This window comes from Stenotrophomonas sp. 1278, from assembly GCF_029892765.1.
Lineage (GTDB): Bacteria > Pseudomonadota > Gammaproteobacteria > Xanthomonadales > Xanthomonadaceae > Stenotrophomonas > Stenotrophomonas indicatrix.
On sequence record NZ_JARXWD010000003.1, the window covers coordinates 150,717 to 176,336 of the forward strand.

At 66.4% G+C, this 25,620-nt stretch carries 25 protein-coding genes; 13 read left to right on the forward strand and 12 right to left on the reverse strand.

Annotation, left to right across the window (positions count from 1 at the left end; all coding sequences use genetic code 11):
- The first annotated feature begins 77 nt into the window (after positions 1-77).
- From M2299_RS04650 to M2299_RS04660, 3 genes are all read left to right on the forward strand, one after another.
- On the forward strand, positions 78-464 hold the full coding sequence (locus M2299_RS04650) for an SseB family protein (RefSeq protein WP_025873957.1): 387 nt from the start codon (positions 78-80) through the stop codon (positions 462-464).
- Between the two features lie 117 nt (positions 465-581).
- The gene (locus M2299_RS04655) at positions 582-1,046 is read left to right on the forward strand and encodes a GNAT family N-acetyltransferase (protein WP_280883959.1); all 465 of its coding nucleotides are present in this window, start codon (positions 582-584) and stop codon (positions 1,044-1,046) included.
- Positions 1,043-1,348: a hypothetical protein gene (locus tag M2299_RS04660; RefSeq protein ID WP_033830565.1), complete on the forward strand. Its 306-nt coding sequence runs from the start codon at positions 1,043-1,045 to the stop codon at positions 1,346-1,348. The genes M2299_RS04655 and M2299_RS04660 overlap by 4 nt, the downstream gene beginning before the upstream one ends.
- Positions 1,349-1,472: 124 nt before the next feature.
- Here the strand turns inward: M2299_RS04660 and M2299_RS04665 are convergent, their stop codons facing one another.
- Both M2299_RS04665 and M2299_RS04670 read right to left on the reverse strand, forming a co-directional pair.
- Positions 1,473-5,051 (reverse strand): M1 family aminopeptidase, encoded by a 3,579-nt coding sequence (locus M2299_RS04665; protein WP_280883960.1) that lies wholly within the window; start codon positions 5,049-5,051, stop codon positions 1,473-1,475.
- Between the two features lie 12 nt (positions 5,052-5,063).
- Complete coding sequence (locus M2299_RS04670; protein WP_059063355.1) at positions 5,064-5,963, reverse strand: ABC transporter ATP-binding protein; 900 nt, start codon at positions 5,961-5,963, stop codon at positions 5,064-5,066.
- A 155-nt stretch (positions 5,964-6,118) separates the two neighbouring features.
- Between M2299_RS04670 and M2299_RS04675 the strand changes: the two genes are divergently transcribed.
- From M2299_RS04675 to M2299_RS04685, 3 genes are all read left to right on the forward strand, one after another.
- Positions 6,119-6,820: a hypothetical protein gene (locus tag M2299_RS04675; RefSeq protein ID WP_280883961.1), complete on the forward strand. Its 702-nt coding sequence runs from the start codon at positions 6,119-6,121 to the stop codon at positions 6,818-6,820.
- Between the two features lie 92 nt (positions 6,821-6,912).
- Positions 6,913-8,409: an ATPase domain-containing protein gene (locus M2299_RS04680; protein WP_099842076.1), complete on the forward strand. Its 1,497-nt coding sequence runs from the start codon at positions 6,913-6,915 to the stop codon at positions 8,407-8,409.
- A complete protein-coding gene (locus tag M2299_RS04685; RefSeq protein ID WP_099842077.1) occupies positions 8,399-10,453 on the forward strand; it encodes a PAS domain-containing sensor histidine kinase in 2,055 nt (684 codons plus the stop codon). Before M2299_RS04680 ends, M2299_RS04685 begins: the two co-directional genes overlap by 11 nt.
- A gap of 94 nt (positions 10,454-10,547) precedes the next feature.
- On the opposite strand, the gene M2299_RS04690 is transcribed toward M2299_RS04685, so the two are convergent.
- Positions 10,548-11,579 (reverse strand): LacI family DNA-binding transcriptional regulator, encoded by a 1,032-nt coding sequence (locus tag M2299_RS04690; RefSeq protein ID WP_032975883.1) that lies wholly within the window; start codon positions 11,577-11,579, stop codon positions 10,548-10,550.
- A gap of 284 nt (positions 11,580-11,863) precedes the next feature.
- On the opposite strand from M2299_RS04690, the gene ssb reads away from it, so the two are divergent.
- From ssb to M2299_RS04715, 5 genes are all read left to right on the forward strand, one after another.
- The gene (ssb, locus tag M2299_RS04695; RefSeq protein ID WP_280883962.1) at positions 11,864-12,436 is read left to right on the forward strand and encodes a single-stranded DNA-binding protein; all 573 of its coding nucleotides are present in this window, start codon (positions 11,864-11,866) and stop codon (positions 12,434-12,436) included.
- A gap of 202 nt (positions 12,437-12,638) precedes the next feature.
- Positions 12,639-13,529: a TIM barrel protein gene (locus M2299_RS04700; protein ID WP_170919601.1), complete on the forward strand. Its 891-nt coding sequence runs from the start codon at positions 12,639-12,641 to the stop codon at positions 13,527-13,529.
- 26 nt (positions 13,530-13,555) lie between these two features.
- Complete coding sequence (locus tag M2299_RS04705; protein WP_280883963.1) at positions 13,556-15,241, forward strand: GMC family oxidoreductase; 1,686 nt, start codon at positions 13,556-13,558, stop codon at positions 15,239-15,241.
- Entirely contained in the window at positions 15,241-15,816 is a 576-nt protein-coding gene (locus M2299_RS04710) for a gluconate 2-dehydrogenase subunit 3 family protein (RefSeq protein WP_033830572.1), read from the forward strand. The genes M2299_RS04705 and M2299_RS04710 overlap by 1 nt, the downstream gene beginning before the upstream one ends.
- The gene (locus tag M2299_RS04715; RefSeq protein WP_099842080.1) at positions 15,801-16,574 is read left to right on the forward strand and encodes a DUF1080 domain-containing protein; all 774 of its coding nucleotides are present in this window, start codon (positions 15,801-15,803) and stop codon (positions 16,572-16,574) included. The genes M2299_RS04710 and M2299_RS04715 overlap by 16 nt, the downstream gene beginning before the upstream one ends.
- 10 nt (positions 16,575-16,584) lie before the next feature.
- Here M2299_RS04715 and M2299_RS04720 read toward each other — a convergent pair whose 3' ends face one another.
- The 5 genes from M2299_RS04720 to M2299_RS04740 are packed head-to-tail and all read right to left on the reverse strand — an operon-like array spanning position 16,585 to position 21,219.
- Positions 16,585-16,872, reverse strand: a complete 288-nt coding sequence (locus M2299_RS04720; protein WP_280884006.1) for a cytochrome c — start codon at positions 16,870-16,872, stop codon at positions 16,585-16,587.
- A gap of 27 nt (positions 16,873-16,899) precedes the next feature.
- Complete coding sequence (locus M2299_RS04725; protein ID WP_099844227.1) at positions 16,900-17,766, reverse strand: sugar phosphate isomerase/epimerase; 867 nt, start codon at positions 17,764-17,766, stop codon at positions 16,900-16,902.
- A gap of 19 nt (positions 17,767-17,785) precedes the next feature.
- Positions 17,786-18,910, reverse strand: coding sequence for a Gfo/Idh/MocA family oxidoreductase (locus M2299_RS04730; protein ID WP_280883964.1), 1,125 nt, complete (start codon positions 18,908-18,910; stop codon positions 17,786-17,788).
- Between the two features lie 12 nt (positions 18,911-18,922).
- Positions 18,923-20,140 carry a nucleoside permease gene (locus M2299_RS04735; RefSeq protein ID WP_099783178.1) on the reverse strand — a complete coding sequence of 406 codons (1,218 nt, stop codon included), beginning with the start codon at positions 20,138-20,140 and terminating at the stop codon, positions 18,923-18,925.
- Between the two features lie 26 nt (positions 20,141-20,166).
- On the reverse strand, positions 20,167-21,219 hold the full coding sequence (locus tag M2299_RS04740; protein ID WP_280883965.1) for a sugar phosphate isomerase/epimerase family protein: 1,053 nt from the start codon (positions 21,217-21,219) through the stop codon (positions 20,167-20,169).
- A 95-nt stretch (positions 21,220-21,314) separates the two neighbouring features.
- Here M2299_RS04740 and M2299_RS04745 point away from each other — a divergent pair, with 95 nt between their 5' ends.
- Positions 21,315-22,322, forward strand: coding sequence for a LacI family DNA-binding transcriptional regulator (locus M2299_RS04745; RefSeq protein ID WP_100435941.1), 1,008 nt, complete (start codon positions 21,315-21,317; stop codon positions 22,320-22,322).
- Between the two features lie 39 nt (positions 22,323-22,361).
- On the opposite strand, the gene M2299_RS04750 is transcribed toward M2299_RS04745, so the two are convergent.
- The 4 genes from M2299_RS04750 to M2299_RS04765 all read right to left on the reverse strand — a co-directional run bounded on the left by M2299_RS04750 (position 22,362) and on the right by M2299_RS04765 (position 24,830).
- A complete protein-coding gene (locus M2299_RS04750) occupies positions 22,362-22,754 on the reverse strand; it encodes a DoxX family protein (protein WP_025873933.1) in 393 nt (130 codons plus the stop codon).
- Positions 22,755-22,941: 187 nt separating this feature from the next.
- On the reverse strand, positions 22,942-23,964 hold the full coding sequence (gene arsB / locus M2299_RS04755; RefSeq protein ID WP_280884007.1) for an ACR3 family arsenite efflux transporter: 1,023 nt from the start codon (positions 23,962-23,964) through the stop codon (positions 22,942-22,944).
- A gap of 14 nt (positions 23,965-23,978) precedes the next feature.
- Positions 23,979-24,485 (reverse strand): arsenate reductase ArsC, encoded by a 507-nt coding sequence (locus tag M2299_RS04760; protein ID WP_025873932.1) that lies wholly within the window; start codon positions 24,483-24,485, stop codon positions 23,979-23,981.
- 15 nt (positions 24,486-24,500) lie between these two features.
- Complete coding sequence (locus M2299_RS04765) at positions 24,501-24,830, reverse strand: metalloregulator ArsR/SmtB family transcription factor (protein WP_080149449.1); 330 nt, start codon at positions 24,828-24,830, stop codon at positions 24,501-24,503.
- Between the two features lie 17 nt (positions 24,831-24,847).
- Between M2299_RS04765 and arsH the strand changes: the two genes are divergently transcribed.
- Positions 24,848-25,579, forward strand: a complete 732-nt coding sequence (gene arsH, locus M2299_RS04770) for an arsenical resistance protein ArsH (RefSeq protein WP_280883966.1) — start codon at positions 24,848-24,850, stop codon at positions 25,577-25,579.
- The last annotated feature ends 41 nt before the right edge of the window (positions 25,580-25,620 follow it).

The window sequence follows — 25,620 nt, forward strand, 5'->3', positions numbered from 1 at the left end:
CCGGCCAGCGGCCGGCACTACCTGGTGTGGCGGCATCCGGCACAATAGGCACCCCCTGATGCCGCGCTCGTACTGCCATGACCGACCTTGCCCCGCAGACTCCCATCGAAACCCTGCTCAAGGCCGCGATGGACGGAACAGTGCCGATCCGGGCATTCATGGAGGCCTTCGTTGCTTCCCAGGTGGTGCTGCTGACGGGCAGCCTGGTCACGCCCGATGGGAGTGGCTTCGATCCGCTGCTGTTCGACAAGCAGGGCACCCTGCACGTGGCCGTGTTCACCGATCCGGCGCGGGTGGGCATCTACAGCCAGCAGGCCGAGCATCAGGTCCGCTGGCTGATGCTGGACGTGCTGCGCCGCGTGCCGGGCGGCTACGGCGTGGTGATCAACCCGGGCACTACGCTGGGCTTCGAGATCTCGCCCAGCGGCGTCGGTGAGATCCTGAAGGACTTCTCGCAGGGCTGAGGTGCATATCGCCGGGGAGCCGATCCCATGCACGGTTGGATTGATTGCAACGATTTGCAGTGACTGCAGGGGTGAAGCATGCTTTCCTGAAGGACGATCAGGACAGCGAGGTTACCCATGGAGTTCAGGATGCTGGCGCCGGCAGCGCCGGAGTGCGAGCAGCTGGCGCAGTGGTATCACGCGCAGTGGGGACAGGATGCAGGCTTCACTCTGGAAGATGAGCGTCTGCGGCTGCGCAAGCCCAAGGACGCGCAGGGATTCCCGCATCTGCTGGCGGCAATCGACGATGGGCAGGTGGTCGGTGCCGTGCAGCTCAAGCGCGGTGAGATGCCCGGTTTTCCCGAGTATGAGCACTGGCTGGGAAGCGTGTATGTGGCCGACAGCCAACGCGGGCGAGGGTTGGCCAGCACGCTTGTCGAACACGCAGTGAAGCAGGCCCGGTCGATGGGCATATCGCAGCTCTACCTGCAGACCGAGTCGCTGGACGGTGGTCTGTATGCGCGATTGGGGTGGAAGCCCGTTGTCGAGTCCGACACGCGTGGCTTCCCGGTGCTGGTGATGGTCCGCGGGTTGAGCGCATGAGCACCGCCTCGGCCCGGCATTCCCGTCTTGCCCTGGTCTTCCTGATCGGCGCCATCGTCGCAGCCCTCATCGCCGCGCCATTGCTGAGCGCGGTCGGCATCGTGCAGTGGCCGGTGTTCGTCATCGCCTGGCTGATCAATCTTGGCGCTGCCTGGCATTTGGGCGTTTGGGCAGGGCTGCAGGGCCGTTCGGAGTTTGCCTTCATGTTGCTGGCTGCACTCGGCACCGTGGCGTCGATCGTGATCTACGTGCTGCTGGCGGTGCTGGGGCCGAAGGCCGGTTCGCAGGGCCCCGCAGCGTAGCCCAGGGCGTCAACCGGGCATTACGGCATCCACGCCGCGCATGGATGTATTCCAGTAGATCCACGCCCTGCGTGGATGCCGTAGAAGGTCGGTGCCGGCCCGAAGGCCGGCACCGCCACTCACATCACATCGTCACCTTGCGCCGGTTGTCTTCGCTCACCCGGTCGATCAGCTTGTTGTACGGATCGAAACCGGCCTCGTCCGGCTTGGCATCCACCGTCACCGTGATCGTCGGCGCTGCCGTGGTGATGTGATGGCGCTGCAGGTACAGCACCTTCTGGTCGCGTTCCTTGCCCGAGGGACCGTTGGCGAACACGCCGATCTCGACCCAGTCGTCCAGCGCGGCCGGCGTTTCCTTGCCTTGGCCATCGGCATGGACCTTGGCGGCGTGCAGCTTCAGGGTGACGTCGTAGCGGCCATCGGCACGCTTGCGCGCGCTGGCGGTCTCCAGCCGGTTGTCGTACAGCGTGATCTTCTCGAACAGATCGCTCAGCAGCTGCTGGCGGTCGGCCGGGGTCTCCGCACGCAGGTAGTCCAGCAGCTCCCGCGAGGTGGTGTACGGCGGCTGCTGGTAGCCCTTGTCCTGCAGGAAGCGCTGCAGGGCGCGGTTCAGCGCCTGTTCGCCGATTTCCTCACGCAGGCGGTAGAACACCAGCGAACCCTTGCGATAGTGGATGTACTGCTGGTTCTCCACCCGTTCCAGCGGCAGTTCCTCGATGCGCTCGCCGCCACGGCCGGCCAGGTAGCGGTCCAGTTCGGTCTTCAGGAACTGGCGCATGTGCGCGCGGCCGTACTCCTTTTCCATCACCATCAGCGCCGAGTACTGCGACAGCGATTCGGACAGTACCGTGGCGCCCTGCACGTTGGCACCGATCACCTGGTGCGCCCACCACTGGTGTGCGATCTCATGCGCGGTGACGTAGAACACGTAGTCCACCTTGTCCGGGTCACGCAGGTCGGCGATGAAGCCGATCGACTCGGAGTAGGGGATGGTGTTGGCGAAGGACTGGGCAAAGCTCTGGTAGCCCGGGAACTCGATGATGCGCACCTGGCGGTGCTGGTAGGGCGTGAAGTTCGCCTCGTAGTAGGCCAGCGACTTCTGCACCGCCTCGATCATGCGGTCCACGTTGTAGGCATGGGCCGGGTCGAAGTACACCTCGATCGGAATGTCCTTGTACATGCCCTTCTTCACCTGCCAGCGCGCCGACAGATAGGCGTAGAAGTTGAGCATGGGCCGGTCCATCGCATAGCTGAAGCAGCGGCGGCCGTTCACGGTGGTCTCGTGCTGCAGGTAGCCCGGGGCCAGCGCGACCTGGTCCGGTGCGGTGCAGATGGTGGTACGGAAGTCCAGCCAGTCGGCATCGTCGGAGATGTAGGTGTTGGCACGTGCTGCTTCATCCTCCAGCTTCGGCATGCGGGTCGGCTCACCCAGCCCGCGCTTGCGCCGTTCGTTGCGGTCCTCCAGCTCGCCGCGCGGGTCGTAGCCGAATGACGGCAGCAGGGTGCTGTTGAAGAACGTGCCGTTGTCCACGATGTTGCTGGGTGCCTGGCCGGCGGTGATGCCCTTGGGTCGTTGTTCGACGCGGAAATGCACCTGGCGCTGCTCGCCGGGTTGCAATGGCGTGGCCAGGCGGTAGATGCGGTAACCCAGGTCGACATCATGGAAGGCCAGGGTCTGCCCGCCCAGGTCGACCTTGACCAGATTGCGGTCATCGCCCATCGCGATGTGGATGTCACTGATCGGGGCTGCATGGGTGTTGCGCACCGTCCAGTCGGCATCGATGACCATCGACTGGGTTTCCGGATGCAGGTCCACGCGGTTGTCGACGGCGATGATGCGCGGTTGCGGCAGGTTCCTGTACTTGGACAGCTCGCGCTCGTAGCGCACCTGCAGGTCGCGCTGCTGGTCGGGAGACAGGAATTCATTGCGGATGTTGGTGCTCCAGTACAACCATCCGCCGAGTGCGACAAAGCCGAGCAGGGATACGGCAAATCCCGCGCCGGTCGGACCGCGCAGGCGACGTACCGCCAGCTTCAACCGGTCACGCGCACTGGCGCCGACGCCGCGCACCCAGAACGCGGAGGCAAGGAACAGCAGCGCGGCCAGCAGCAGGCCCCAATAGGCCTGGAAGACCAGCTGCCCAGGCAGGAAGTGGCCGTAGCCGTTCATGTCCGAGTACGGGGCGTTGGGCCAGTTGCCGAAGTTGTACAGGTTCTGGGTGTAGTCCAGCAGGCCCAGCGCGACCTGCGCGATCATCACCACGATCAACAGCGCGTAGCCGAAGAACTTGTTGTTGGTCAGGACCTGCAGGACCAGCGCCATGCCGCCCATCAGCACATAGAACACCGAACCGAGGGCCAGCACCTTCAGGTACAGCAGCGGCTCCAGGTGGGTGTAGCCCTGCACCAGCTGCATGGCCATCGACACCACCGCACCGATGGCCTGGAAGCAGGCGACGATCACCACCAGGGTGGTCAGCCGGGCCAGCAGCGGTACCCAGTTGGGTACGGGCATGGCGTCGTTGACTTCGTTCAAGCGGACCGCGCGCTCCTTCCAGACCAGTTCGCCGGAATAGAACAGCACGATGATCACCAGCAGCCAGCTGTAGGCGCCCTGCAGGGCCGCCAGCATTTCGGTGGTGACCGGCCAGATCGGCGTGCCATAGACCGCGCTCTGGTGCAGGGCGGCGGGGATGAAGTTGGCCAGGCCCAGCACCAGCAGCACGATGAACGGCACCCCGCGCAGGACGCCGAGGGTGTCAAAGCGCACCTGGCGCACGAACTGGTGCCAGCCGGTTGCCGCGCTGAAGCGGGGGCGCACGCGCGGCGCGGTGATCGCCGCCGGTCGCGGCGCATCGGCGCTGGCCAGGGCCTGGCGACGGCCCCAACGCCTGCGCCCACTGCCGGTACGCTCGGTGCGGAACAGAGCGAAAGTGGCGGTGAACAAGACGGCGGCCACCCCCAGCCACAGGGCACGGTTGGCCAGCAGGTAGCCCGCCACCTCGGGCAGGCGGGTGTTGCTCTGCTCGGCGGCCCAGTAGCGGACCGTGCGGCCGAGCGCGCGCATGCCCAGTGGCTCGGTCAGCGTGGCGACCCAGACGTTGTCGATATCGCTCAGCAGCGAGGCACTCACGCCATACAGCACGAAGTAGCCGACCAGGCCGATGTAGACCCACAGGATCGAGCGCGTCAGCGCCGCCAGCAGCGACAGCAGGGCGGTGGTGAACAACACGTTGGGCAGGACGATCCAGGTGAAGGTCCAGGCATAGCTGGCCAGCGAAACCGGGCCGACGCGGGCCTTGTCCACCCAGGGCATGAACGGCCCCAGGAAGATGCCCAGCGCGATGATCAGGTAGACCACCAGGCTGGCGCAGATCGCTGCCAGGATGCGTCCGGCCAGGTAGTCGCGGCGCTTGATCGGGCTTGCGAAGATCAGCTCCGAGGTGCCCAGCTCGAAGTCGCGCAGCAGTGCATTGCTGACGAACAGCGTGGACACCAGCATGCCCATCATGGTGAAGATGCCCATGAAGCGCGCGATGACGATCGGCGCATTGCTGTGCACGTTGTTGACGCCGCCGCCGATCTGTACGGCTTCGGAGGAGGCGGCGGCGAAGGCCAGCGCGGCGAACAGGAACGCCAGCAGCCACAGCAGCGGCGAACGCAGCTGCTCGCGCAGCTCGAAGCGGAAGAAGGTGAGGATCATGGTGTGCTCCGCTCAGGCTGCACGGGCACGCGCCTGCAGGCGCAGGCGCTGGAAGTACACATCCTCGAGATCGGGGGCCACTGCAGTGAAGCCATCACCGGGGTCGCTGGCGCTGTGCACGTGGATCACCGGGCGGCCGCCCACCAGGCGCGAGGACAGCACCGTGTAGCGCGCCTCGTGGTCGGCCAGTTCGGAAGGCTCCACCTGCTTGCGCCAGACCTGCTGCTGCAATGCCTCGATCGCATCGGTGGGGCGACCGGTCAGCAGCACCTGGCCCTTGTTCATGATCGCCATGGTGGGGCACAGGTCGGTCACGTCCTCGACGATGTGGGTGGACAGGATCACCGCCACGTTCTCGCCGATGGCCGCCAGCAGGTTGAGGAAGCGGTTGCGCTCTTCCGGATCAAGGCCGGCGGTGGGTTCGTCGACGATCACCAGGCGCGGGTCGCCCAACAGCGCCTGGGCGATGCCGAAGCGCTGGCGCATGCCGCCGGAGTAGGTGCCCAGCTTGCGCTTGCGTGCATCCCACAGGTTCACCTGCTGCAGCAGGCCATCGACCACCTCGCGGCGCTGACCGCGCTGGGTCAAGCCCTTCAGTACGGCAAAGTGTTCCAGCAGGTCCAGCGCGCTGACCTTCGGGTACACGCCGAAATCCTGCGGCAGGTAGCCCAGCCGGCGGCGCACGGCATCCTTGTCGCGCAGCACGTCGATCGGCGACTCACCCGGAATGCTCAGGGTGGCACTGCCGCTGTCGGCCTCCTGCAGGGTGGCCAGCGTGCGCATCAGCGAGGATTTCCCCGCGCCGTTGGGCCCGAGCAGGCCGAACATGCCGCGGGGAATATCCAGGGTGACCCCGTTCAACGCGTGTACGCCGTTGGCGTACGTCTTGGATAGCGAATCGATCTTCAGCATGCGACGTACACCTTTCCGTGTGTTGATCTGCTGTTTATCGCGCTGAACGGGGGCGGCGTCATGCCCCTTTGGTCATGGTGCCCCAGACGATGGCCGTCCCAACGGGTGGGGGCTGGATATACTCGTTCACGCTCCGACGCGGAAAAGGACATCCGGTGCGCATCGCATTCTGGTCAAGCTGGTTGCTGTTGATCTCCCTCAGTATCGGGTCGGCGCTGGCGCTGGCCGATTTCCGTACTGCCACGCATTACGCATCCGCACCGCTGCTGCTGGAACCGGGCACGCAGCTGACGCTGGAAACCGAGCGGCTGTTGCCGGGGCGGCCGCAGCTGTCGTTGACGTTCCAGCGTCCCCCGCCGGACTACGACCAGCCGGACCCCGTGCTTGGCAACTGGCAGAACAGTCAGCACGCCGGTTTCCTGCGCTTCCGCACGCCCGGCGAGCCGATCAGGCTGAAAGTCGAGCATGACGGTCGGCACGCGATCTATCGGGCCATGCCGGTCAGTTCGCATGGCTCGGGTGAGGTGACGCGCGAATTTACGCCGGACGAACCCAGCGCATCGCCCACCGATTTCCAGTGGCCGCCACTGGCCTCGCCGCTTACGCTGGGTGCTGGCAACCTGCACCTGAAGATCACCGTTGTGGAGGTCGGGCCTGGCCTGCGCGGAGAAACCGCGACACTGGGCCTGGAACCGGGCCTTCAGATGAAAGTGACTGACGCGGACTATGGTTGGTTGTGGCTGCTGTTTATCGTCAAACCAGCGCTTCAGCTGCTGCTGGCACTCTATGTGGTGGTGATGCTGGCGTGGAGCTGGCGCAGGGGACGCCGTTGGTGGCGGGGCAGGGCGGAGTCGTGAAATCTTCCTGAATGCGTTAACAGCGGTGCGCTGGATCACACAATGCGTCGACAGGGGCGCCGATAGGCTTTTCCCCTCAAACGTCGACGTCGATGCAGGCACGCATGCGGATCACAACCGGAATTGAAGGACTGGACAGCATCATTGGCGGCGGGCTGCCGCAGGCGCGGCTGTACCTGCTTGAGGGGCCGCCGGGCTCCGGCAAGACCACGCTGTCCCTGCAGTTCCTGCTGGAAGGCCTGCGGCGCGGCGAGCGCTGCCTCTACATCACCCTGTCCGAGACCGCCGAGGAGCTGCGCGAAGTCGCGTTGGCGCACGGCTGGTCGCTGGACGGCCTGCACCTGTTCGAGCTGGGTTCGGCCGAAGGGGCAATGGGCAATGGCCGCCTGCAGTCGGTGCTGCATTCGTGGGAAATGGAGCTGGACGAGACGGTCAACCTGATCATGTCCAAGGTGGACAGCATCGGGCCGACCCGGGTGGTGTTCGATTCGTTGTCGGAACTGCGCCTGCTGGCGCAGGATTCGCTGCGCTATCGTCGGCAGATCCTCGCACTCAAGCAGTTCTTCGCGCCCAAGAGTGCGACGGTTTTCCTGGTGGACGACCTGACGTCCACCGGCGATGAGCGCGACGGCCAGCTGCACAGCCTGTGCCACGGCGTGGTCTCGCTGGAACGCCTGACCCTGGACTTCGGCCCTGCCCGGCGCCGCATGCAGGTGCAGAAGCTGCGGGGCGTCGATTTCGTTGCCGGCTACCACGACATGGTGATCCGTCGCGGTGGCGTGCAGATCTTCCCCCGCCTGATCGCCTCGGAACATCACGGACGGTTCGTCGGAACGCCCATCAGCAGCGGCGTGGCCGAGATCGACCGGCTGCTGGGCGGCGGTCCGCTGCGCGGTACCTCCACCCTGTTGACCGGCCCGGCCGGCAGCGGCAAGACCAACGTGGCGCTGCAGTATGTGTGGGCGGCCTGCGAGCGCGGCGAGCGCAGCTGCATCTTCGAGTTCGACGAGCGCGTGGGCACGCTGCTGGCACGCGCTTCGGCGCTGGATATCGATCTGGAAAAGCACCTGCGCTCCGGTCTGCTGGAGATCCTGCAGATCGACCCGGCCGAAGTGTCGCCCGGGGAGTTCTCCTGGAACCTGCGCAAGTCCGTGGAGGAGCGCAACTGCCGTGTGCTGGTGATCGACAGCCTCAACGGCTACGTGACCGCCATGCCGCAGGAAAAACAGCTGATGCTGCAGCTGCACGAGATGCTGTCCTACCTCAACCAGAAGGGTGTGGCGACCTTCATGATCAACCCGCAGCATGGGCTGGTCGGCACCATGTCCACCGGCAGCCTCAATGTCTCCTACATCGCTGATGCGGTGGTGCTGTTCCGATTCTTCGAAGCCAAGGGACGCATCCGCAAGGCGATCTCGGTGATCAAGAACCGCGGCGGTGCGCATGAAGACACCATCCGCGAACTGAAGATCGACGGGCGCGGCATCACGGTCAGTGCCGCATTGGCCGATTTCCAGGGCATCCTCACCGGCACGCCGGAGTTCGTCGGCGACAGCGCAGCGCTGCTGGGCCAGTCCGATGTCCGATAGCGATGAGGGCGGCACCGTTGTCCGTATCGTCGCTCCCTTCGGCCGTGATGCCGACAGCATCGCGGCGGTGCTGGCCGGCGCAGGGTTGAGGACGGGCATCGCGCCAAGCCTGGAAGTGCTGGCTGAGCAACTCGATGACTGCACCGGGCTGGTGGTGGTCACCCAGGAAGCGGTGGCACGCGGCAGCGAGGTACTGCTGCAGGCGCTGCAGCAGCAGCCGGCCTGGTCGGACATTCCGTTCATCCTGCTGCGCTCGGCGCGTTCCTACCGGCGTTCCACCCGTGAACCGTTGTTGCCCGGCTCGATCAACGTAGTGGAGATGGACCGGCCATTGGGCAGCATGTCGTTGCTCAGCGCTGTGCAGGGCGCGCTGCGCGCGCGCGGCAAGCAGTTCGTGGTGCGCGACCAGGTCACCGCCTTGGCCGATGGCCGTGCGGCGCTGGCGCGCAGCGAGTCCGAGCTGCGATTGATCGCCGATGCAATGCCGGTGCTGATCGCATTCGTGGACCGCTCGCTGTGCTTCCGCTTCGCCAACAAGGCCTATGAAAACTGGTTCGAACTGGCTACCGGCGAAGTGATCGGCACGCATGTGCGCGAGGTCATCGGCGAGACCGTATGGCAGCAGCGTCGCCCGGCGATGGAAGCCGCGTTGGCCGGTCGCGAGGCCATGTTCGAGATCGTCTGGCCACATCGCTTGTATGGGCGCCGGGACTGCGAAGTGCGTTACTCGCCCCGCCGCAATGGCGAGGGGCGCATCGACGGCTTCCACGTGTTCGTCACCGATATCACCGCGGCCAAGCTGGCCCTTGCCAGCAGCCAACAGCACGCGCACGCGCTGGAGGCGATGGTGGCCGAGCGCACCCGTGAACTGGAAGCGCAGATGGCGGCGCGCGAGGCCAGCGACGCTGCATTGCGGCAGTCACAGAAGATGGAGGCGATCGGCCAGTTGACCGGCGGCATCGCCCACGATTTCAACAACATGCTGACCGGCATCCTGTCCGCGTTGGACATCGTCCGGCTGCGCCTGGACATGGGCCGGGTCGACGACCTCGAACGTTTCCTGGACACCGCCACCGCCTCGGCCCAGCGTGCCGCGGCACTCACCCAGCGCCTGCTGGCGTTCTCGCGGCGGCAGTCGCTGGATGCGCGTCCGGTGGAGCTCAACACGCTGCTGGTTTCGGTGCAGCACCTGCTGCACAGCACCCTGGGCGAGGCGGTGCGCATCCACGCCGAACCCTCGCCGCTGCCCTTGCACGCCACGCTGGATGCCAACCAGTTCGAGAGCGCGCTGCTGAACCTGGCCATCAACGCGCGTGATGCGATGCCGGACGGCGGCGATCTGACTCTGCGTGCCTCGTCGGTAAGCGTAAGGGAAGGCCAGTACACGGCCGTGCCTGCCGGTGACTACGCACTGGTGGAGGTGGCCGACACCGGTGCCGGCATGGCGCCGGAAGTGGTCGAGCGCGCCTTCGAGCCCTTCTTCACCACCAAGCCCATCGGCAAGGGAACGGGGCTGGGCATGTCGATGGTGTACGGCTTCATGCAGCAGTCCGGTGGCCACATCGCCATCCAGTCCAATGTCGGCGAAGGGACGACGGTGCTGCTGTTCATTCCGTTGTCGGAGGCCATTGTGGAAGACGCGCCTGCACCTTCGCAGCCGATCCGGCGCGGCGCCGGCCAGTCCATCCTGGTGGTGGAGGATGACGAGCAGGTACGGATGCTGGTGACGGTGGTGCTGGAAGACCTGGGCTACCACGCCCAGGTGGTGGGTGATGCCGATGCGGCGATTCCCATCCTCACGTCGGCGCAGAGCATCGATCTGCTGGTCACCGATGTCGGGCTGCCGGGGCTCAACGGGCGCCAGCTGGCGGAGATCGCGCGGCAATCGCGGCCGGCGCTGCCGATCCTGTTCATGACCGGCTATGCGGAAAAGGCACAGGAGCGCGCGGCCTTCCTCGATGAAGGCATGGCGATGATCGCCAAGCCCTTTCTGCTGGATGAGTTCAGCATGGCGGTACGCACGGCCATGCCGGGCGGCGCGTAGCGATGCAGGTCCTGTAGAGCCGGGCCATGCCCGGCTGTCGTCGGCCTTGCGTCCCACGCATGCATGCCGAGCATGGCTTGGCGCCACCGAAGGGCTACGCGCGCAGCGAGGACTCGCGCACCACCAGCTTCACCGGAATGCTCTGGCCTTCCACCGGCTGCCGGCCGATCAGCGCCAGCAGCTTCTCCACCAGCAACTGGCCGGCCTGCTTGGTGTCCTGCTGTACGGTGGTCAGCGGTGGCGACACCGAGGCTGCCAGCGGGATGTCATCGAAGCCGGTCACCGCCACGTCCTGCGGCACCCGCAGGCCCTGCTCGCGCAGCGCGCGCACCGCGCCGATGGCGATCAGGTCGCTGGCCGCGCAGACCGCATCGATGGAACGGTCCTGGGCCAGCAGTGACAGGCACGCCTCATGCCCGGACGCCTCGGTGGTGATCGCATCATGCTGCAGCGCCGGGTCGGCGGTCAGGCCATGCGCACGCAGCGCCTCGACGTGGCCGCGATAGCGCTCCTGGAATTCCGGGTAATGGCTGGAGGCATGGCCGAGGAAGGCGATGCGGCGGCAGCCCTGTTCCAGCAGGTGGGCGGTGATGTCATGCCCGCCCTGGAAGTTGTCGCTGCCGATCGACACCCCCGGCTGGCCGGGCAGGGCCGCGCCCCAGCGCACGAAGTGGGTGCCTTGTTCCACCAGCCGCTGCAGGCGGTCGCGCGACTGGTGGTAGTCGCCATAGCCCAGCAGGATGATGCCATCGGCCTTGTTGCTGTCTTCGTAATCGGCCTGCCAGTCGGTGGACAGCTGCTGGAAGGACACCAGCAGGTCCTGCCCATGCAGCGCGCAGGCGCGGGTGATCGACCCCAGCATCGAGTGGAAGAACGGGTTGATCAGCGAGTCGTCGTTGGTCGGGTCCTCGAAGAACAGCAGGGCCAGCGTGCCGGCATTGCGCAGGCGCAGGCTGGAGGCATTCTTGTCGACCTTGTAGTTCAGCTCGCGGGCGATGCGCAGGATGCGCTCGCGGGTCTCGGCGTTGACCATCGGGCTGCCGCGCAGGGCCCGCGACACCGTGGGCTGGGAGACCCCGGCCAGGTGGGCGATGTCCAGGGAGGTGGCTTTGCCTTTGATGGTCATGGGGGCCGGCAGGGAAATGATCGGGGAATGATGCCATGGGGCGCCGATGGGCTGGCGCCGCGCGCCGGGGCAGGGCGCGCGCAGTGCCCTGCCCGGGGGGCTGCAGGCCGGATTCCGGCCATGGCCGGGGGCTTTCCCGACCCAGGTGTCGGCCGAGGGGATGGTAAGATGACCCGTTCTCGTATTCCCCCAAATTTCCCGGGGGCGACCCCAGCGCTCTGCACCCCCGCCCGGGGACGTGCTATCACTGGCGGCCTGCCCCTGGACAACGGACGAAGGTACCTATGGCGCGCGGCATCAACAAAGTCATCCTGGTCGGCAACCTCGGCAACGACCCGGACGTGAAGTACACCCAGAGCGGCATGGCGATCACCCGCATCAGCCTGGCTACCACCAGCGTCCGCAAGGACAAGGATGGCAACCAGCAGGAACGTACCGAATGGCACCGCGTGGTGTTCTTCGGCAAGCTCGGCGAGATCGCCGGCGAGTACCTGCGCAAGGGCAGCTCGGTGTACGTCGAAGGCAGCCTGCGTTACGACAAGTACACCGGCCAGGACGGCGTGGAGAAGTACTCCACCGACATCGTCGCTGACGAAATGCAGATGCTGGGCGGCCGCGGTGAAGGCGGCGGCGGTGGCGGCGGCGGCAACTTCGCTGGCGGCGAGCGCCCGCAGCGCCAGCAGGCCCCGCGCCAGGAATACGGCGGCGGCGGCGGTGGCAACCAGCGTGGCGGCCAGGGCGGTGGTTACAACCAGGGCGGCAACCAGGGCGGCGGCTACGGCCAGCAGCGTCCGCAGCAGCCGCAGCAGTCGGCGCCGCCGATGGATGACTTCGCTGACGACGATATTCCGTTCTGATCGAACGCTCGTTCGCAGCAGAAAAGAAAGCCCCGCTCATGCGGGGCTTTCTTTTTCCGCGATTCCTGCGGAGTTGTGCCCCGCAGCATCGGCTTTCGTGCACTGCGACTTGCAAACAGACAATTTCCTCCCCTAAGGTGCAATCGATTGCATTGCAGCGAAATCGTCAGTGTTTGATACCGGTTGGGAGGCCGGCAGGTGGATGTCCATCCATTCGATCAGACCGGCCCCGGGCCTCACGCGGCGCGATGCGCTGCGCATGGCGGCCGCTGCGAGCCTTGGCTTGGGGGCGGCGGGCGTTCTGCCTGCGTTTGCCGCCACTGCGCCGCTCAAGGGCAACCTGAAGCACTCGGTGGCCCGCTGGACCTTCCCGCAGCTGTCGGTCGCCCAGCTCTGCGCGACGGTAAAGGACATCGGTTTTGCCGCCATTGACCTGGTGGGGCCGGAGGATTGGCCCACGCTGAAGGCCCACGGCGTATACAGCTCGATGTGCAACGGCGCGGAGCTGGGCCTTACCAAAGGCTTTGCCGGCCGTGAGTTCCACGATCAGCTGGTGGAGCGCTACACGCGGCATATCGACCTGGTGGCCGATGCCGGTTACCGCAACCTCATCTGCTTTTCCGGCAACCGCAACGGGATGGACCCGCAGGAGGGCATGGCCAATGCCGAGGCCGGCCTCAAGCGCATCCTCGGGCATGCCGAGAAACGTGGCGTGGTGCTGGTGATGGAGCTGCTGAACTCCAGGGTCGATCATCGCGACTACCTGTGCGACCACTCTGCCTGGGGCGTGGAACTGTGCCAGCGGCTCGGCTCGGACAACTTCGGCCTGCTGTACGACATCTATCACATGCAGATCATGGAGGGCGACATCATCGCCACCATCGGCAGGCATCACGCCTGTTTCAAGCATTACCACACCGCGGGCGTGCCGGGCCGGCACGAGATCGGGGACCAGCAGGAACTCAACTACCCCGCCATCTGTCGCGCGATCCGCGACACCGGTTTCGATGGGTATCTGGCGCAGGAATTCATGCCTGCGGCACCGGATCCCGTTGGTTCGCTGCGCGAGGCCATCCGCCTCTGCGACGTCTGAAACGATATCCACCAGGTGAGAGATCCATGGCAGACAATCATTACGACGCCATCGTTGTTGGCTCGGGAATCAGTGGCGGTTGGGCGGCGAAGGAACTGACCGAGAAGGGCCTCAAGGTCCTGATGCTGGAACGCGGACGCAACATCGAGCACGTCAAGGACTACGTCAACGCGATGAAGGAGCCGTGGGATTTCCCGCATCGCAACCGGCCTACACAGGCGATGAAGGCCGCCTTCCCGGTGCTGATGCGCGACTACGCGCTGGCCGAGAACCTGCAGGGCATGTGGGCCGACGAACAGGAATCGCCGTACATCGAGACCAAACGGTTCGACTGGTTCCGCGGCTACCACGTGGGTGGCCGTTCGCTGATGTGGGGGCGACAGAGCTATCGCTTCTCCGACCTGGATTTTGAGGCGAACCTCAAGGACGGCATCGCCACCGACTGGCCGATCCGCTACGCCGACATCGCGCCGTGGTACGACCATGTGGAGAAGTTCGCCGGCATCGCCGGTACGCGCGAAGGGCTGGACGTGCTGCCGGACGGCGAGTTCCTGCCGCCGATCCCGTTGAACATCGTCGAAAAGGACGTGGCCGCGCGGATCAGGAAGGCCTTCGGCGGAACCCGGCACATGATCCACTCGCGCACGGCGAACATCACCAAGCCGATGCCCGAGCAGGGCCGCGTCAACTGCCAGTACCGCAACAAGTGCATCCTCGGCTGTCCCTTCGGTGCCTATTTCTCCACCCAGGCGGCGACACTGCCAGCGGCGATGAAGACCGGCAACCTGACCTTGCGGCCGTTCTCCATCGTCAAGGAAGTGCTCTACGACAAGGACCGCAAGCGGGCGCGGGGCGTGGAGATCATCGACGCAGAGACCGGCCAGACCTACCAGTACATGGCCAAGGTCATCTTCCTCAACGCCTCCTCCTTCAATTCGACCTGGCTGCTGATGAACTCGGCCACCGATGTGTGGGAGGGCGGGCTGGGCTCTTCGTCCGGTGAGCTGGGACACAACGTGATGGACCATCATTTCGGCGCGGGTGCCTCCGGCCGGGTCGAAGGCTTCGAGGACAAGTACTACTTCGGCCGTCGTCCCTGCGGCTTCTACATTCCCCGCTTCCGCAACGTGGCCGCTGACAAGCGCGGCTACCTGCGCGGCTTCGGCTACCAGGGCGGTGCCAGCCGCATGGGGTGGTCGCGCGAGATTGCCGAGCTGAACATCGGCGCCGACCTGAAGGAGGCGCTGACCGTGCCCGGTGACTGGCGCATCGGCATGACCGGCTTCGGCGAAATGCTGCCGCACCACGACAACACGATCCGCCTGGACCGGGACCGCAAGGACAAGTGGGGTCTGCCGGTGCTGGCGATGGATGTATCCATGCGCGCCAACGAACTGGCCATGCGCAAGGACATGGCCGCCGATGCCGCCGAGATGCTCGAGGCCGCCGGCGTCAAGGACGTGGAGATGCACGACAACGACTACGCCCCGGGCAAGGGCATCCATGAGATGGGGACCGCGCGCATGGGCCGTGACCGCAGGACGTCCGTGCTGAACCAGCACAACCAGGTCTGGGATGCGCCCAACGTCTATGTCACCGACGGTGCCTGCATGACCTCCAGCGCGTGCGTGAACCCGTCGCTGACCTACATGGCACTGACCGCGCGGGCTGCTGACCATGCCGTGCGCGAACTGAAAGCGGGGAACCTCTGATGGACCGCCGCGAACTGCTGAAGATGATCGTTGCCGCCACCGGCGCGGCGATGATCGGCCTGCCTGCGCTCGGTCAGGCACAGGCTCCCGCCGCAGGGGCGAAGACGCGCTTCTCCGACGCGGAGGTCGGCACGCTGGACGAGATCGCCGAGACCATCCTGCCGCGGACGAAAACGCCGGGGGCGAAAGACGCAGGCGCCGGTGCATTCATGGCGACGTTCGTCAGCGACTGCTACACCGCCCGGCAGCAGGCGACGTTCCGTGCTGGCCTGGCCGATATCGACAAACGCGCCGGCGGCCGCTTCGTTTCACTTGCGCCGCAGGCCCGCACTGAACTGCTGCGCGCGCTGGATGCAGAGGCCAGGAAGCACGCGGTCGAGGTGACCGAAACCGGCACCGCCGAAGCAGGAGAGCCGATGCCGCATTACTTCACGATGTTCAAGCAGCTCACCATCTTCGGTTTCTTTACCTCCAAGGTTGGCGCGACCGAAGTGCTGCGTTACGTCGCCGTGCCGGGCCGCTACGACGGCGACCTGGCCTATGTTCCCGGCACGCCCGCATGGGGGACCAGCTGATGGATCACGCCATGAAGATCGCGCCGCTATTGATCGCCGCCGGCGTGCTGGCCGCGGCACCGGCGTTCGCGCAGGCCAACACCGATCCTGCGCGCGACCCGGCGAAGACCGAGGTGTGGACGCCCGTGCCTGCAACCGTGGCCACGCCGCCGGGCAAGGCGCCGTCCGACGCCATCGTGCTGTTCGATGGCAAGGATGCCTCCGCCTGGGAGTCGGAGCAGGGCGGACGTGTGCCCTGGACCGTCGCCGACGGCGCCATGACCATCGTGCCGGGCAGCAAGGGCATCCGCACCAAGCAGCGCTTCTGCGACATCCAGCTGCATGTCGAGTGGCGCACACCCGTCGAGACCAAGGGTTTCGACGGCCAGAACCGGGGCAACAGCGGCATCTTCCTGCAGGAACTCTATGAGCTGCAGGTGCTGGACAGCTACAACAACCCGACCTATGCCAACGGCCAGGCCGGCTCCATCTACAAGCAGGCCATGCCGCTGGTGAACGCCTCGCGTGCGCCGGGGCAGTGGCAGGCCTATGACATCCTCTGGAAGGCGCCGCGCTTCTCACCGGGCGGCGGGCTCATCTCGCCGGCGCGCATCACCGTGCTGCACAACGGCGTGCTGGTGCAGGACGACACCGTGCTGGCGGGCAGGACCGAGTACATCGGCCCGCCCTCGTATTCACCGCATGCGTGCGCGCCGATCCATCTGCAGGAGCACGACGCCAAGGTCAGCTACCGCAACATCTGGGTGCGCGAGCTGTAACGCTGGCGGCCTATTTCGCCAGATAGCTGGTGATGTCGTCGATCTCCTGTTGCGACAGCTGGGAGAACGGCGGCATCAGTCCGCCGCCCTTCCTGATCTTGTCCTTGATCTGCGCGGCATCCAGGCGCTTGCCGATGTCGGTGAGCGCGGGGAATGCGCCCGGCATGCCGGCGCGATCGGCACCATGGCAGGCCGTGCAGTTCGCTGTGTAGAGCTTTGCGCCGGCTGCAGGGTCGTCCTTGGACCATGCCGTGGTTGCCAGCATCGCCGCACAGAGAATCACAGTCACTTTCAGCATCGTTTTCAATCAGGACTCCTTCGCGTACTAGCGCTGCGCGCTGGCTGGCAGGCGGGGGGACAGGTGTTCACGCAGGTAGTCCGCGCCGGTCTGGATGACCTTGGCCGGATCGCGTGGCTGGTCGTGCTCGAGGATGTACCAGTGCACGCCGGCCGCTGCGGCGGCTGGCAGGATCGCGCGCCAGTCCAGCACACCCTGGCCGACGGCAGCGAAGCCGCCCTCGTCTTCGGCCTGGCCCTTGGCTGCATTGTCCTTGGCGTGCACCGCGAACAGGCGGCCGCGGAACTTGCCGAGCATCACCGCCGGGTCCAGGCCCGCACGCGCGACCCAGGCCAGGTCCAGCTCGGTCTGCAGGTACGGCCCGGCCGCTGCGAACAGCAGTTCCAGGCCGGTCCGGCCATTGAAGTCGACCAGTTCGAAGTCATGGTTGTGGTAGGCCAGGCGCATGCCCTTGGCCCGTACCTGCTTGGCGATCGCGCCCAGTTCCTTGCCCAGCGCGGTCCAGCCTGCGGCATCGGTCGGCCGATCCTTCGCGTCCAGGTAAGGCACCACCAGGGTGGTGTTGCCGATCGACCGGTTGAAGGCCACCACGCCGTCCAGGTCCTTGCGCAGCTCGGCCAGTTGCACGTGGGAGGAAATCGCCCTGATCGAATACCGGTCCAGCAACTGCTTGAGTTCGCTGGCGCTGACGCCCTGCGTGCCCACCGTTTCCACCGCATCCACGCCGGCGTCATGGACGATCTTCAACTGCTGGTCGAGCGGGCCGGCGTTGCGCAGTGAGTACATCTGCACGGCGATGGGCTTGTGCGGGCTGACGGCTTCGTGTGCCAGGACGGGCAGGGTAGCGAACAGCAGCAGGGCGAGGGTGGCAGTTCTGCGGGCAGGCGTGTTCATCATGAGATGCTCCCGGGGTTCAACCGATGGCGGTCCAGGCACGGGTCCTGGCCGAGGTGATGACGCGGTCGACGATCAGCGCCGAGCGCACGCCGTCTTCGAAGGTGGGCAGGCCATCCGGTCGCTCGCCTTCGATGGCGCGGTAGGTGTCGGCGACGAATGCCTCGAAGCAGTGGCCGTAGCCCTGCGCGTGCCCGGCCGGCAACAGCGACAGCCGGCGCTGTTCGGCACTGCCGGCGCCCGGTCCGCGCACGAAGACTTCCTCGCGTTGGTCGGGCTTGCCGATCCACAGCCGCTCGGCATCTTCCTGGTTGAACGCCACACTGGCCCTGGCACCATCAATCTCGAACCAGAGGCGGTTGTGGCGTCCGGCCGATACCTGGCTGACCGTCAACGATGCCAGCGTCCCGGCGCCGGTACGGAACATCGCTGCCGCCACGTCCTCGCTGGTGACCGCCTGCATCGCGGCACCGGCCGCTGCTGTGGTGAAGCTCTGCCCGGTGTCGGTGCTGCGTTCGGCGATCACCGTGTCGAACGCCGCGCTGACCTCGGTGAAGCGCTCGCCGCTGACCCATTCCACCAGGTCACACCAGTGCGAGCCGATGTCGGCGAACACGCGCGACGCGCCGCCCAGCGCCGGGTCCACGCGCCAGTTGTTGCTGGCCGGGTCCAGCAGCCAGTCCTGCAGGTAGCTGCCATGAATCAGGTGCAGCGGCCCCAGTTCGCCATGGGCGATGCGTGCGCGCGCCTCGCGGACCACCGGGTGGAAGCGGTAGACGAAGGGCACCGTGGCGACCAGCGCGTTGGCGGCCGCCAACGCTGCCAGCGCCCGGGCGTCTTCCAGCGTGGTGGCCAGCGGCTTCTCGCAGACCACGTGCTTGCCGGCTTCCAGTGCGGCCTGTGCCATGGGACGGTGCAGGTGGTTGGGCGTGCATACGTGCACGACCTGCACCTGTGGGTCGGCGACCACCTCCTCGATGTCCCGATAGGCACGCGGGACACCCCACGCCTGCGCCACATCGCGTGCGCGCTGCGGAGAAGAGGCGGCCACGCCACGGATGTCGGCACCCGCCAGCAGCGCCGCGCGACGGTGCACGGCACCGATCATTCCCGTGCCGACGATGGCGATTCCAGGCTTTGGCATCAGGTAGGGTCCTCAGGGCGTGGAAGGTGCGGCCGCAACCACTGGCCGGTCGCGGAACAGCAGCAGGAAGGCGATCAGCACGAGCAGCGCGACCCCTGCCGGGAACAGCCAGATCTGCTGCCAGTCCGGACCGGCTGCAGTGGTGAAGTGCTCCACCACCGCGCCGGACAGGAACGTACCGATCAGCATGCCCACGCCATACGTGGCCAGGGTGATGAATCCCTGCGCGCTGCTGCGCGCGGCCGGGCCGGCATGCGCATCGGTGTAGATCTGGCCGGTGACGAAGAAGAAGTCGTAGCAGATGCCGTGCAGCACGATGCCGATCACCAGCAGCGAGAAGCCGCCGCCCGCATCGCCAAAGGCGAACATGACGTAACGCACGACCCATGCGGCCATGCCCACCGCCAGCATCGTCTTCACCCCCAGCCGCACGAACAGGAACGGCATGGCCAGCATCAGCAGGACTTCGGAGACCTGTCCCAGCGACTGCAGGCCCGCCGCGCCGCGCACGCCCAGGTCGTTGAGATACGGGTTGGTGAAGTTGTAGTAGAACGCCAGCGGGATGCAGATCGCGATGGACGCAAGGAAGAACACCAGGTACGAGCGTGACTTCAGCAGGCGCAGCGAATCCAGCCCCAGGATCTGCCCCAGGCCGGCATCGCGCTGCCGTGCCAGCGGCGGGGTGTGCGGCAGGGTGAACGCATACAGGCCCAGCGCCAGCGACGCCACCGCCGCCATCCGGAAGGTCAGCTCGAGCCGGTGCGCCTGTTCCCAGCCCAGCCAGCCGATCAGCACGCCTGCCACGATCCAGCCGACGCTGCCGGCCACCCGCACCAGCGGGAACTGTTTCTCGGGCGATTGCATGTGCCGCATCGCCACGCTGTTGGCCAGTGCCAGCGTCGGCATGAACAGCAGCATGTAGCCCATGACGCAGGCGGAGAACATGCTGAAGCTGGTTGCGGTGGACGCCAGCCACATCAGCACTGCGCCAGCCAGGTGCAGGACCGCAAGGATGCGCTGCGCCGCGAAGTAGCGGTCAGCGATCAAACCGACCAGGAAAGGCGCGACGATGGCACCGATGGACTGGCTGAGGAAGGCCGTCGCCACTTGGCTTGCGCTGGCCTGCAGCGGGCCCTGCACCAGATAGGTTCCCAGGGTGACGAACCATGCCCCCCAGATGAAGAACTGCAGAAACATCATCGCGCCCAAGCGCGACATGGTGTGCGTCATGGCTTGCCCTCCCAGGCAGTGATGTCTCAGATCCCGAGCATGCGGCGCAGTGATCCGGGATCGGTGCCGCTGTCGGCAAAGTCGTCGAAGGCGCGTCCGGTCACGCGGATGATGTGGTCGCGGATGAAGGCGGCTCCTTCCCGTGCACCGTCTTCCGGGTGCTTCAGGCAGCACTCCCATTCCAGCACCGCCCAGCCGGGGAAGTCGTACTGGGCGAATTTCGAGAAGATCGCCTTGAAGTCGATCTGCCCATCGCCGAGTGAACGGAACCGGCCCGGACGATCGATCCAGTCCTGGTAGCCGCCATACACGCCACTGCTGGCACTGGGGTGATATTCCGCGTCCTTGACGTGGAAGATGCCGATGCGATCGTGGTAACGGTCGATGAAGCCGAGGTAGTCCATCTGCTGCAGCAGCAGGTGGCTGGGGTCGTACAGGATTTTCGCGCGGGGATGGTGGTCCACCACGTCGAGGAAGCGCTCGAAGGTCGCGCCGTCATGCAGGTCCTCGCCGGGATGGATCTCGAAGCACAGGTCCACGCCGCAGGCGTCAAAGGCATCCAGGATCGGGCGCCAGCGTCGGCCGAGTTCGGCGAAGGCTTCGTCCACCAGCCCGGGTGGCCGCTGCGGCCAGGGATAGAAGTAAGGCCAGGCCAGTGCGCCGGAGAACGTGGCATGCGCGGTCAGCCCCAGGCGCTGGCTGGCCTTGGCGGCCAGCAGCAGCTGCTCCACCGCCCAGGCCTGGCGGGCGGCCGGATCGCCACGCTTGTCCGGCGGCGCGAATCCGTCGAACAGGCTGTCATAGGCCGGATGGACGGCAACCAGCTGCCCCTGCAGGTGGGTGGACAGCTCGGTGATCTGCAGGCCATGTCCGCCCAGCATGCCGCTGACGTCGTCGCAGTACGCCTGGCTGCGCGCCGCCTCGGCCAGATCGAACAGGTGGGGCGCGCTGGTCGGCACTTGTACGCCAGAATAGTCCAGCCCCGCGGCCCATCCGGCCAGCGTGTCCAGCCGATCAAAGGGAGGTGTGTCGCCGATGAACTGCGCCAGGAACAGCGCTGGACCCTTGAGCATCTTCACGTTGATTCGCCCTCGATGCAATCGATTGCATTATCCTAGCAGGGGCATTCGAAAGACCCGTTGTGCACTGCACAGCGGAAGGAAGAGGTAACGCCATGGCCACCATCTACGACATCGCAAGGCACGTCGGCGTCTCCGCAGGCACGGTGTCGCGAGCGCTTTCCCGGCCGGACAAAGTGCTGCCGGCTACTCGCACGCGCATCGAGCAGGCCGCTGCTGCGCTGGGCTACGTGCCCAACACGGTGGCCAGGACACTCAAGACCCAGCGCAGCGGCAAGATCCTGGTCACCGTGCCGGACATCGCCAACCCGTTCTTCGCGCAGATCCTGCAGGGCGCGGAGGATGCGGCGCAGGCCGTTGGCTACGCCGTCCTGCTGGGCGACACCCAGAACCTGCCCGAGCGCGAGGAGCGCTACGCGCAGATGCTCCGGCGCAACGAGGCCGATGGTCTGATCGTGCTGGGGCATCGCCTGCCGCCGACGGCGCGCGAGATTGTCCAGCAACGAGGTACCGCTGCACCGGTGGTCAATGGCTGCGAGTTCGATCCCGCGCTGGGCATCCCCAGCGTCCACATCGACAACGCGGCCGCCGCGCGCGCTGTGATGGAGCACCTGTACGGACTGGGGCACGAGCGGATCGCTGTGGTGGGCGGACCGCCCGACAATCCCCTGCACACGCAACGGCTGGAAGGCGTGCGCGCCGCCGGCAGGGCGCGTGGCCGCCTGCGCCACCTCAGCGTCGTGCCGGGTGACTTTTCCGTGGAGTCCGGCCATGCGGCCGCGATGGCGCTGCTGCCGCCCGCAACCGCACCCACCGCGATCTTCTGCTTCAGCGACCAGATGGCGCTGGGTGCGTTGGCAGCCTGCCGTGACCTGGGCATCCGCGTGCCGGATGACGTCTCCATCGTCGGCTTCGACGACCTGGCGTCATCGCGTTACCTCACGCCTCCGTTGACGACCATCAGGCAACCGATGCGGGAGATCGGTGAGCGCGCGGTCAACCTGCTGCTCGCCATCATCGAACAGGTCGATGTACCGCTTCAGCAGACGCTGGATTTCAGCGTGATGCTGCGGGGTTCGACGGCCCCGCCCAAGGGTCGCTGAGGCAAGGGCAGGGCGGCGGGATGCCGCGCTTTGCCCGGCTCAGGGCTTGCCGCGCCTGGCGTCCACGCTGAAGCGGCCAGGCCCGCTGCAGGCCAGCAGCAGGAAGCCGCCGGCGATGGCCAGATTTTTCAGGAACATGATCTGCTGCACCGGGTCGGCGAGCTGGTGGTGGAAGATGAAGGCCGTGACCAGGCTGAAGGCGGCGAGCACCGCTGCCACTGCCCGGGTCTGGAAACCGAGCAGGATGCACAGGGCCGTGCCGATCTCGAACAGGATGGTCGGCCACAGCAGGATGCCGGGGAGACCCATCGCGGCCATGTAGCCCTGTGTTGCCGCCGGGTCGGACAGCTTGCCCAGGCCCGATACCAGGAACAGCAGCATCAGCAACACGCGGGCGGCCAGCTTCGCAAGGGAGTGAAGCGATGTGTCCACGGCAACGTCCTCAGGGTGGGCAGGGCGGGGGATGATCAACAACCATGGAGGGCGGTATGCCCTTGCCCAACCGACCGGGCGCTGCAGCAGGAGCTCCTGTCCGGCCATCGAATCCCATCACGGGTGAAGTGGATGTTGAGAGCGATGGCGTCGGCAGCCTGGGCGACCTGCGCGGTGCGTCCTTGCCTCAGCGCCGCTCGTACCAGCCGCGCGATGCATTGACGATGCGCACCACCGACAGCATCACCGGTACTTCGATCAGCACGCCGACCACGGTCGCCAGCGCCGCGCCGGAATGCACGCCGAACAGGCCCACGGCGGTGGCCACGGCCAGTTCGAAGAAGTTGCTGGCGCCGATCAGCGCCGAGGGACCGGCCACGCAGTGGGCAACACCCAGGCGCCGGTTGAGCAGGTAGGCCAGCCCGGAGTTGAAGTAGACCTGGATCAGGATCGGTACCGCCAGGATGGCGATGACCAGCGGCTGCTGCACGATCTGCTCGCCCTGGAAGCCGAACAGCAGCACCAGCGTCAGCAGCAGGGCCAGCAGCGAGACCGGGCCCAGCGTGCGCAGCGCGGACTGCAGGCCAGCCTGGCCGCGACGGGCCAGCATCCAGCGCCGCAGCAGTGCGGCCACCAACACCGGCGCGATGATGTACAGCGACACCGACAGCAGCAGCGTGTCCCACGGCACGCTGATCGCCGACAGGCCCAGCAGCAGCGCCACCACCGGTGCATAGGCCACCACCATGATCGCGTCGTTCAACGCCACCTGGCTGAGGGTGAAGTTGGCATCGCCGCGGCACAGGTTGCTCCACACGAAGACCATCGCGGTGCAGGGCGCTGCTGCCAGCAGGATCAGCCCGGCGATGTAGCTGTCGATCTGCGCGGCGGGCAGCGCGTCGGCGAACACGTGGCGCAGGAAGAACCCACCCAGCAACGCCATCGAGAAAGGCTTGACTGCCCAGCTGATGAACAGCGTCACGCCAATGCCTTTCCAGTGCTGGCCGAGCTGGCGCATCGCACTGAAATCGACCCGCAGCAGCATCGGGATGATCATCAGCCAGATCAGCACCGCGATGGGCAGGTTGACCTCGGCCACCTCCGCCGACGCCAGTGCAGCGAATGGCTGCGGCAGCGCGTGGCCAAGCAGGGTGCCGGCCACGATGCACAGCGCCACCCACAGGGTCAGGTAACGCTCGAACAATCCCATCGGTGCTGGTGCGCTCACGCCTGGCCGTCCCCGGGCTGCACGAAGCCAATGCGATCCAGCGCGTCTTTCAACGGCCCGCGGTCGGACCATGTCGCTGCGGGCAATGCCAGCAGGGCCAGCAACCGTGCCTTGACGATGGCGTGGGCCTGCGCGAATGCAGCCGCCTTGTCCTCCGCGCTGCCATCGACGGCGGCCGGATCAGGCAGGCCCCAGTGCGCGCGCACGAAATCGCCGAACACCACCGGGCATGCCTCGGCGGCCGCGGCATCGCAGACCGTGATCACCAGGTCCATCGGCGCGCCGTCGGCGAACTCGTCCCACGATTTGCTGCGCAGGCCTGCCGTTGCAATACCCTCGGCCTGCAATTGCGCAAGTGCGAACGGATTGACCTCGCCGGTGGGCTGGCTGCCGGCGCTGAAGACCTCGAAGCGATGACCGGCCCACGCCCGCAGCGTGGCTTCGGCAAGGACGCTGCGGGCGGAATTGCCCGTGCACAGGAACAGGACGCGTTGGGTGGTCACGAAGCAGATCTCCGGTCAGCAGGCGCAATCAGGGGAGGTGGGGCTGCAGGCCGGATCGGGCGAGCCTGCGCAGCAGTTGTGGGTGAGGTAGTCGATCAGGCCGGTCATCGCGCTGAAGTTGGCGCGGTAGCAGACATTGCGGCCCTGGCTCTCGCTCTCGACCAGCCCGGCCTGCAGCAGCTCCTTCAGGTGGAAGCTGAGCGTGGCCGGCGGCACCTGCAGGGCGGCGGCGATGTCACCGGCCATGCGTCCGGCCGGGCCGGCTTCGACCAGCAGCCGGAACGCGGCCAGGCGGGTGGCATGACCGAGGGCAGTGAGGGCGGCGATTGCATTCTTCGTTTCCATATTTCTAGAATAGTCGAATGAATGAATCCATCGCAAGCGCCACCCTTCCGAATCTGGCCGAAGCCTCGCTTCCCCAGCCCGACCCGACCCTGCTGGGCGCCGGCCGCGCACACCCGCCGCGGATCCTGCTGTTGTATGGCTCGCTGCGCCCGCAGTCGTTCAGCCGCAAGCTGGCGCTGGAGGCCGAGCGCCTGCTGCGCCACCTCGGCTGCGAGACCCGGGTGTTCGATCCGCATGCGTTGCCCATGCTCGACAGCGTCGGCGCCGATCACCCTGAAGTGCAGCGCCTGCGCGCGTGGTCGCACTGGTCCGAAGGCCAGGTCTGGATCAGCCCGGAGCGCCACGGCACGGTCACCGGCGTGTTCAAGAACCAGATCGACTGGCTGCCGCTGGAAGACGGCAGCGTGCGCCCGACGCAGGGCAGGGCGCTGGCGGTGATGCAGGTCAGTGGCGGTTCGCAGTCGTTCAACACGGTCAACACGCTGCGCGTGCTGGGGCGGTGGATGCGCATGCTGACCATCCCCAACCAGTCTTCGGTGGCCAAGGCATGGCAGGAGTTCGACGAGAACGGGCGGATGAAGCCCTCGGCGTACTACGACCGGGTGGTGGATGTGATGGAGGAACTGGTCAAGTTCACCCTGCTCACGCGGGATCGTGCGGACTACCTGGTTGATCGCTACAGCGAGCGCAAGGGTGATCAGGAGGCGGTCGCATTGGCGCGTGCGGCAGGCGCGGTGGCCGCACGCTGACGGCACGCGACCGCCACAGGACGCGCATGCGCGGGCGCATC